Raw genomic sequence first — 8,716 nt, forward strand, 5'->3', positions numbered from 1 at the left:
AGAACGTCTACCTGCCGCAGCTTGGCGACGATCTCCTCCGGGCTCGGCTTCTTCCTGGGCATTCTCGGCAACCTCCAAAGGCTCGTAAGCCTACGTCAGCGAGGACCACTTTCCAGGGGGCAGACCAGTATCCGATGGCCTTCTCGTGGCCCGGTGGCTGGTATGGATCGAAGACAAGGGTCCGGTAGCCGAACGGCTTCAGTCGGTTCACGACGGCGGTTCCAATGCGTCCCGCGCCGACGACGCCGACCGTCGCGCCGCGGAAGCGATAAAGCGGCGACAGCGTGTTCGCCTGCCAGCTCCGCGAATAGCCGCGAGCCCGATGGTCGTGCTCCCACAGCCGACGCTGAAGCGAGAGGATCATGGCGACCGCATGGTCCGCGACCTCCTCCGTGCCGTAGTCCGGGTTGTTGGCGAAGGAGATGCCCGCCTCCGCCAAGGCGGCGACGTCGATCTTCTCGTAGCCCACCCCGTAGCGGACCACGGCGCGGCATCGTGCGAGTTGCGCGATACTGCGCTGGCCGAGCGGGGCGCCCCAGACCATCAGGGCGTCGACGCCGGCGAGCCGCTCCAGCCCAAAGGCCGCCTCGTCGCGGGTGTCGAAGAAGGCGACATCGGCGATCGGGGCCAGCACCTCTGCTTCGATGGTGGGGCCGCCCATCATATGGTCGGTAGTCCCAACCAGGAAGCGGTCCGAGCCGGAGCGTGCGCTCAACTGCCGTTTCCGGCCGCGGCTTCCTCGAAGAAGAAGTCCTTCCATGACGCCGCTTCGTTCTTCAGGACGCCCAGCCTGTGCAGCTCGCGCGCGTAGACCTCGGTCTTCTCAGGGGTGATGGTGAAGTCGTTCTCGGGATCGTTGATGATCTCCAGCACGAGTTCTGGCGAGAGCCTGGAATTCTGCTGGCGGATGAAGGTCTGCGCGGCGGCCTCCTTGTTGGCGGCGATCCAGCCGGCAGCTTCGCCGAGCGCCGCGTAGAGCGCCTTGTAGGTCTTCGGGTTTTTGTCGTGGAAGGGCGCGGTGGCGTAGAGGACGTTGAACGTCGCCGGCCCTCCGAGGATATCGTAGGAGCTCAGGACCTTGTGGACCGAGGGGTTGGCGGCGAGCGCCTGATAGTAGAAGGGTGCCGAGGAGAAGTGCGAGTTGATCTCGGTACCACCTGCAATCAGGGCCGCCGTCGCGTCCGGATGGTCGCGCAGGCGGAAGCCATCGAGCGTCATGGCTGGCAGGGCGCACTGCTCGGCGCAGGTTGGGGGCGGCCCGATACGTTCACGGTGGCCGCCGCGCTTGCTGCCCGAACCACGAGCTTCGAGCCGTTGATCGCGATCCGGCCGGGCTATTGGCAGCCGGCGCTGGCGGCGTCCGCCCTGGCCACGCTGGACGACCTCACCGGCGGTCGGGTCCGGGTCAACATCGTGTCGGGCATCGACGACCCCGCCGCCTATGGCGACGGCGCCTTCGACAAGGCGGGGCGCTACGAGCGCACGCGCGAGTTCATGCAGATCCTGCGCAGGCTCTGGACCGACGACGACGTTCGCTACGACGGGAAGCATTACCAGCTTTCCGGATCGACCCTGCGGCCTCGTCCCGCCAGCCTTCCCGAGCGTCCGCATCCGACCCTCTACTTCGGAGGCGCTTCGGACGCCGCGGAGCGCGTCGCCGCGGCGGAAGCCGACGTGCAGCTCTTCTGGGGCGAACCGCTCGCCGACGTTGCCGAGCGCATCGCGCGACTGAAGCGGGTCTCGGGCGAGGTCGGGCGCGAGCATGCGCCGCTGCGCTTCGGCCTGCGGATCACGACCCTTGTGCGCGAGACGAGCACGGAAGCCTGGCGCGATGCCGAGGCCAAGGTCGCCCGCATGGCCGAGACGGCGGGCGTCGGGTGGCACGATCACAAGGGCGAGGTCGCGGTGGGACAGCAGCGGCTCCTCGATCTTCAGGCGCGGGGCGACGTTCTCGACACCAACCTCTACACGGCCCCCGGTCGCTTTGGTGGTGGCGGGGCCGGCACGACTTGGCTCGTCGGCTCGGCCGAGGAAGTCGCCGCCTCTCTGAAGCGCTACCGCGACCTCGGCATCACGACATTCATCCTGTCCGACACGCCGTATTTGCGCGAGATCGAGAGGCAAGGGCAGGCGCTGCTGCCGCTGCTGCGCGATTAGCCTCGCCGTCCATCATCCGATCATCCGGGAGGAAGCCATGACGCAGATGCCGCAGGTTCCGGGCGCCTTCTCACCAGTTCTACCGGACACGATCGCACCGGACACTCCGCGAGCCCCGACCGACATGTCGTGGGCGCGGCTGCGGCGCGAGGCCGAAAGCATGCTTGCGCGCGAGCCGACGCTCGCACCGATGGTGGTCGCGACGATCCTCGCCCAACATTCGCTCGAGGAGGCGATGGCCCAGCGCCTTGCCACCCGCATCGGCGGGCTCCTGCCGGCGGACTTCCTGCGCAGCGTCTTTCTGGAAGCCTACCAAGAGGACGCCGCGCTCAGCCGCTCGCTGCGCCTCGACCTCGCGGCGCTGATGGACCCGGATCCGGCCAGTGAGGTGGCGCTGGATGCGGTGCTCTACTTCAAGGGGTTCCATGCGGTGCAGACGCACCGCATCGTCCATCGACTCTGGCATGGCGACCGACGCGACCTCGCGCTGCACATCGCGGACCGCGCGACCGAGATGTTTCAGGTCGAGATCCACCCGTGCGTGCCGCTGGGGGATGGGTTGTTCGTGGATCACGCAACGGGCGTCTTCATAGGGGCGACGGCCGAGGTCGGCGACAACGTGTCGATGCTTCAGGGCGTCGTCCTCGGCTCGCTGGAAGGGCAGGAGATCGACGGCCGGCGCCATCCTCGCATCGGACACGGCGTTCTGATCGGGGCAGGAGCCAAGATCCTGGGGCCGGTCACCATCGGCCACTGTACCCGCATCGGTGCCGGCTCGGTCTTTACGCAGTCCGTGCCGTCCAACCGCACGGTGGTCGGCGTTCCCGCGCGGATCGTCGGTCATGCCGGCTGCGCCGAGCCGTCTCGCTCGATGGATCAGATGGTGTTCGACGTCGGGTTGTAATCGGGGACGCGGCGACCTTCACGATGGCGGTCGCGCGGATCCTATCCCCGACTCCGAAGCGAATCCTGCCCGCTCACCCTGCGTTGCGGGATCGATGCGTCCCCGGTTGCCGGTGATCCGCCCGAGGAATGGGAAGAGGAGCTCGGCAACACGGTAGGCCTCCTCGAGGTGCGGGTATCCGGAGGCGATGATCGTCTCGATGCCGAGTGCCTGGTACTCGCGAATCCGCTCCGCGACCGTTGCAGGGTCGCCGACGAGCGCGGTCCCGGCGCCCTTGCGCACGAGGCCAACGCCTGCCCAAAGGTTTGGGGACACTTCGAGCCCGTCCCGACCTCCGCCATGGAGGGCGGACATCCTTTGCTGGCCGACGCTGTCGCTGTCGCGGTCCAGGCGTGCCTGAGCTTGCGCGATCGCTTCGTCGGTAACGTGGGAGATCAGTCGATCCGCCTCGGCCCAGGCCTCGGCTTCCGTCTCCCGGACGATGAGGTGAAGCCGGATGCCGAAACGCACCGAACGCCCCTTCGCCTTCGCCCTCGCGCGGACGCGCTCGAGCTTTTCCGCAACCTGGGCCGGTGGCTCACCCCAGGTCAGGTAGACTTCGACATGATCGGTCGCGAGTTCGATGCCGGCGTCGGAGGAGCCGCCGATGTAGAGGGGAGGATGGGGCGTCTGGACCGGCGGGAACGCGTTGCGCCCCCCTCTTGCCCAGAGATGGTCACCCTGAAAGTCGACGGTGTCCCCCGCCATCAGCCCGCGCCAGATCGTCAGGAAGTCGGCGGCCTGCCGGTAGCGCTCGTCATGGGGAAGATCGACGCCGTCGACTGCGAGTTCCTTGGCTTCGCCCCCGACAACGACGTTCAGAAGAAGACGTCCGTTGGTCAGCCGATCGAGGGCAGCAGCCTGCCGTGCCTAGTGCGCCCGCGTCGCGACGCCCGGCCGGACCGCAACGAGATACTTCAGTCGTTCCGTGAATGGCGCGACCGACGCTGCGGTGATCCACGAATCCTCGCAGAACTGCCCGGTCGGCAGCAGCACGCCATCGAAGCCGAGGCGGTCGCAGGCGACCGCGATCTCGCGCATGTAGGCGTTGTCCGGCTGCCGGTTCCCGACATCGGAGCCCAGATAGCGACCGTCGCCGGATGTCGGCAGAAACCAGAAGAACTCGAGGGGAAGGGTTCCGGCAGCCATCCTGACAACTCCCTGCGACGCCGAAACCCGGCCTGTCGATTATCCCGATTTTCAATTTCGGGAGACGATGGGAAACTAGACCGAAACCCGACCGGGAGCTTGGATGAACCTCCACGGCAAGACCGGATCGTCGGAACTTTCGTTTCTCCAAAATCTACTAATTCGGTGAATTATACCTCGGCGAACAAACCCCCGTGAACGATGCTGATGGCGTGTTCAACAGCGGTCGCGGTCCGAAAGACCGCCCGGGTCGCGAGGGGTAGACAATGAGCAAGTTCAGGACGTCGCTGGCGACCTTCGCGGGGATGGCCGCGATCCTGCTGGCAACGGGCGCGGGTGCCGCCGACAAGAAGGTGACCGTCGGTTACCAGACGGATGCCCTTCCGTCGTCCGTCGCCATCGCGAACGGAGAGTTCCAGAAAGCGACGGGTTACGAGATCGACTTCCGCAAGTTCAATTCCGGCGCCGACATCTTCGCAGCGATCGCGTCCGGCGACGTTCAGGTCGGCTATGTCGGATCGAGCCCGTTCGCGGCGGCGACGTCCCGTGGACTCGACGTGAAGGCGTTCCAGCTCGCTTCCATTTCCGGGACGGACGAGGCGCTGGTCGTGCGCAACGGGTCCGGCATCGAGAGCGTGAAGGACCTCAAGGGCAAGAAGCTCGCGGCAGCACCGGTCTCCACGGATCACTACCAGTTGCTGGCCCTCATCAAGTCGCAGGGCTTGAGCGAGAAGGATGTCCAGGTCTTCGCGATCCCGCAGCCCGAGATCGTGGCAGCCTACAATCGCGGAGACATCGACGGCGGGTTCGTCTGGGATCCGGCGCTGACCGAACTGAAGAAGGGCGGCAAGGTTCTCGTCACCTCGCGCGAGGTCGCGGAAGGCGGGGCCCCGACGTTCTCGGCCTGGGTTGCCGCCGGCGAGTTCGCCAAGGCCAACCCGGAGTTCCTGAAGGCCTATGCCGGGGTGGTGGATAAGACCTATGCCTCGTTCCGCCAGGATCCGGCCGCCTGGGGACCTGACAGCGAGAACGCCAAGACGCTCGCCAAATTCCTCGGCGGCACGGCCGAGCAGCAGGCAGCGGCCCTCAAGAACCTGACGCTTCTGACCCCGGAGGAGCAGGTTTCCTCGAAGTGGCTGGGTGGCGGTGAGGACGCCGGCGCCGCGAAGATCCTGAAGGATACGGCGACGTTCCTGAAGGAGCAGGGGAAGGTGTCCCGGGTCCTCGACACCTATGCGGACTTCGTCACGCCTGCCGCCGTCGCGCTGACGAACTGACGACGGTTGGCCGGGCAGGCCGCGCCGTTTCCTCCCCCGGTCGGCCTGCCCATTCTCCACACCTCGATAGGGATCCTCCGATGCTGAAGGTCGACCGCGTCAGTATTCATTTCGCCGGTCGAGACGGACGGGCGGTCCATGCCCTCGACCGGGTGTCCCTCGACATTCCCGACCACGGCTTCGTCGTGGCGCTCGGAGCGTCCGGCTGCGGTAAGTCAACGCTCCTTAACGCCATCGCGGGCTTCCTGCCCGTATCGAGCGGTTCGATCACCTTGAACGGCCGGCCGATCGTCGGGCCCGGGGCTGACCGAGGCGTCGTGTTCCAGAAGGATACGCTCCTGCCCTGGAAGACCGTGCTCGACAACGTCGCGCTCGGCCTGAAGTTCGCAAGGGTTGCCCGAGCGGAGCGCCGGGAACGGGCCGCGGATCTTCTCGCTCTTGTCGGACTTCAGGACTTCGCCCAAGCCTATCCTTACGAACTCTCGGGCGGCATGCGCCAGCGAGCCGGTATCGCAAGGGCGCTGGCCACCGATCCTGAAATCCTCCTCATGGACGAGCCCTTCGGCGCGCTGGACTCCATGACGCGGGAGACAATGCAGGATCTCCTCGTCAGTGTCTGGCACCGCACGGGCAAACGCATCTTCCTCATTACGCATTCGATCGACGAGGCGCTCCTTCTCGGCCGCGAGGTGATCGTGATGTCTCCGCGACCGGGCCGGATCGTCGCCCGCATGCCGCTCGAGTTCGTGGACGAATTCGCCGCGCAGGGAACGGCATACTCGGCCAAGGCGCGTCCGGAATTCGCTGCGCTCGGCGAGGAACTGCGCGCCATCATCCATCGCTCGGACATCCAAGGGATTGCAGCATGAGCGACGTCGTTCGGGCCCATGTCCCGCTGTCGGACAAGGATGTGACCGACGCACCGAAGCTCGTGCGGATGCATGGGTTCGGGGCCGAGGAGCGTCCAACGCGCGCGATCAGTCTTGCGACCGCCGCTGCCATCATCGCCGCCTGGTGGCTCGTCTCCACTCTCGAACTCGTTTCGCCGCTCTTCCTTCCCCGCCCTGACGAGGTCTGGGCGCAGCTCGTGCTCATCGCTCGAGATGGCTATGCCGGCGCCTCGCTCTGGGATCACGTGTCGGCCAGCCTGACGCGCATCGTGTCTGCGGCCTTGATCGCCACGTCGATCGGCGTACCGCTTGGTCTCCTGATGGGACTGAACCGGTTGGCCAAGGGCGTGTTCGACGTGCCGATCGAATTCTACTGGCCGCTCCCGCCGCTCGCCTATCTGCCGTTGATGATCATCTGGCTGGGGATCGGCGAGACGTCGAAGATCGCGCTCCTCGTGCTCGCGATGTTCGCCCCGATCTGTCTGTCGGCGCAGGCAGGCGTGCGCGCGTTGCCGATCGAGCGTGTCAACGGGGCCCTGACGCTCGGCGCCAGCCGCCGGCAACTGTTCCTCGACGTCGTGCTGCCGTCCGCCCTTCCCGAGATCCTCACGGGTATCCGCATCGCGCTCGGGGTCGGCTGGAGCACGCTTGTGGCCGCCGAACTGATCGCATCGACCCGCGGCATCGGCTTCCTGATCATGTCGGCGGCCCAGTTCCTCGCGACCGACGTGGTATTCGTCGGGATCGGAATCATCGCGGCTCTCGCCTTCGGGTTCACGCTTCTCATGCGTTTCGCTGAAACGAAACTGGTGCCCTGGCGCGGCAAGAGCTGAACAGTAAATGGCCCGCGGTCGTTCGGCGGGCAAACCCGAAGGATTGCTGTCGCGTCGGGATGCGAGGTGACGTTGCAGCCTGCTCCGACCGGGACTGGGCGGCGGTGCCGTCTTTCTCCCCGCATACAGGCGCCGCCGGATCGGCGCCACCAATCATCAATGGACGGATCTGCCTGATTGGGACGCGCGCACCTGTTGGACCCGTGCGATGCTGTGTGGGCCGGGAAACATCCATGCGGCATCGGCTCTGTCGTCGACAGCGACGATGTGGTGCACCGTTCCGTGAACGACACCCGTATAGCTCGGACAGGGCGACCCGCTCGAGTGGCGTGGTGTCTTGAGCGGGTCTTCGCGTCGACCGCAGGCAGCGGCTGACGCGATACGGAGGCTTCGTTGTCGGCTGTGGCAGGGCAGGGACTTCGGAGGGAACGGGACAGCCTCCAGTCATCGGAGTGTCGGCTCGGTGCCCTCAGATCAGGTGAGCCGCGCTGCTGGCAGCCGCGAACGAGAAGACGCCGATGATGCAGGCGGCGCCCTTGTAGGCGAAAGGGCGAAGACGGATGGGAACCGCAGATCCGATCGTCATCCAGAGCGCGCCGGCCGCGATCGACAGGCAGGGGAAGAGAAAGACGCCGCTCATGGCCTGCGTGGGCAGCGCTGTCGGGATGATGATCGTCCCGACCAGCATAGCCTTCGGGTTCAGGAGCGTCGTCAAGAACACCCGTTTGATAGCCTCGCCGACCGCGGGCACCCGTTGTTCGACCGGCTGCGTCCAGAGCTTGTAGGCGGAATAGAGCAGCCACGCGGCCGCGACCCCCTTCAGCGCCGGCAGGGCGATCGGAATGTCCGCAAGGAGTTCAGACGCGCGAACGAACGCGAAGATCGCGATGACGTAGCCGGTAGCTTCCGCGAACGGCAGCATCCAGGCTTTGCGCAGTCCCATGGCCGCACTGCTGGCGGCGAGAATGGTGTTCGTCGGGCCCGGCGTCAGCAGGAGCGCCATCGAGGCCAAGACGAACGGTGCTAATGTGTCGAGCGGCATGGGGCCTTCCGGGTTCGGGATCGAAGCCGGAAGGCCGCGGGGCGGATTGGGTTGCATGACAGCTAAGCCATTGCAGTTACTAAGGAAGGCTGACTTTACGCGGTCGTGAACCTTCCCTGGATGCCTGCGTTAGATATGCCTGCCTGTCAGACATCGAGCTGTGTCCGGCCGGCGAGTGGGGACAGCCATGCACATCAACGACGACGTTACGCTTGTCTGGAGCGATGCGGAAAGGCGGCCGACGAACGAGCAGTGGTCCGGCAAGGCGGCGGATCGTTGGCCGTCGCTCGGCGAAGCCATCCGCTTTGCGATCGCCATGCAGGCGGACAAGGCGGCGCTCGGTCTGTCGCCCTGGATCTGGACGCCGTCGGGACACGTGTACTCGCCGGGAACGATCAACGCGATGGGACGAGCGTTCGAGGAGA

9 protein-coding genes and 1 pseudogene are annotated in these 8,716 nt (G+C 66.2%); 6 read left to right on the forward strand and 4 right to left on the reverse strand.

What is annotated here, in order from left to right:
- Nucleotides 1-7: 7 nt before the first annotated feature.
- On the reverse strand, nucleotides 8-715 hold the full coding sequence (locus tag QZ753_RS17985) for an NAD(P)-dependent oxidoreductase (RefSeq protein WP_294645633.1): 708 nt from the start codon (nucleotides 713-715) through the stop codon (nucleotides 8-10).
- Nucleotides 712-1,218 carry a hypothetical protein gene (locus QZ753_RS17990; protein WP_294645635.1) on the reverse strand — a complete coding sequence of 169 codons (507 nt, stop codon included), beginning with the start codon at nucleotides 1,216-1,218 and terminating at the stop codon, nucleotides 712-714. Before QZ753_RS17990 ends, QZ753_RS17985 begins: the two co-directional genes overlap by 4 nt.
- Here QZ753_RS17990 and QZ753_RS17995 point away from each other — a divergent pair.
- Both QZ753_RS17995 and epsC read left to right on the forward strand, forming a co-directional pair.
- Nucleotides 1,186-2,157: an LLM class flavin-dependent oxidoreductase gene (locus QZ753_RS17995; RefSeq protein ID WP_294645637.1), complete on the forward strand. Its 972-nt coding sequence runs from the start codon at nucleotides 1,186-1,188 to the stop codon at nucleotides 2,155-2,157. The genes QZ753_RS17990 and QZ753_RS17995 overlap by 33 nt on opposite strands.
- Nucleotides 2,158-2,194: 37 nt before the next feature.
- On the forward strand, nucleotides 2,195-3,061 hold the full coding sequence (gene epsC, locus QZ753_RS18000; RefSeq protein ID WP_294645639.1) for a serine O-acetyltransferase EpsC: 867 nt from the start codon (nucleotides 2,195-2,197) through the stop codon (nucleotides 3,059-3,061).
- Nucleotides 3,062-3,079: 18 nt separating this feature from the next.
- Here epsC and ssuD read toward each other — a convergent pair.
- Nucleotides 3,080-4,249, reverse strand: a pseudogene (gene ssuD, locus QZ753_RS18005) (FMNH2-dependent alkanesulfonate monooxygenase).
- Nucleotides 4,250-4,554: 305 nt separating this feature from the next.
- On the opposite strand from ssuD, the gene tauA reads away from it, so the two are divergent.
- From tauA to QZ753_RS18020, 3 genes are all read left to right on the forward strand, one after another.
- The gene (gene tauA, locus QZ753_RS18010) at nucleotides 4,555-5,526 is read left to right on the forward strand and encodes a taurine ABC transporter substrate-binding protein (RefSeq protein WP_294645650.1); all 972 of its coding nucleotides are present in this window, start codon (nucleotides 4,555-4,557) and stop codon (nucleotides 5,524-5,526) included.
- Nucleotides 5,527-5,606: 80 nt separating this feature from the next.
- On the forward strand, nucleotides 5,607-6,395 hold the full coding sequence (locus QZ753_RS18015; RefSeq protein WP_294645641.1) for a taurine ABC transporter ATP-binding protein: 789 nt from the start codon (nucleotides 5,607-5,609) through the stop codon (nucleotides 6,393-6,395).
- Nucleotides 6,392-7,249, forward strand: a complete 858-nt coding sequence (locus tag QZ753_RS18020; protein ID WP_294645644.1) for an ABC transporter permease subunit — start codon at nucleotides 6,392-6,394, stop codon at nucleotides 7,247-7,249. The genes QZ753_RS18015 and QZ753_RS18020 overlap by 4 nt, the downstream gene beginning before the upstream one ends.
- A gap of 469 nt (nucleotides 7,250-7,718) precedes the next feature.
- Here QZ753_RS18020 and QZ753_RS18025 read toward each other — a convergent pair whose 3' ends face one another.
- A complete protein-coding gene (locus QZ753_RS18025; protein ID WP_294645646.1) occupies nucleotides 7,719-8,291 on the reverse strand; it encodes a LysE family transporter in 573 nt (190 codons plus the stop codon).
- A 187-nt stretch (nucleotides 8,292-8,478) separates the two neighbouring features.
- Here QZ753_RS18025 and QZ753_RS18030 point away from each other — a divergent pair.
- Nucleotides 8,479-8,716, forward strand: a 238-nt coding sequence (locus QZ753_RS18030) for a hypothetical protein (protein WP_294645648.1), incomplete at its 3' end; no start/stop codon positions are given.

The organism is uncultured Aureimonas sp., assembly GCF_913775355.1.
Lineage (GTDB): Bacteria > Pseudomonadota > Alphaproteobacteria > Rhizobiales > Rhizobiaceae > Aureimonas.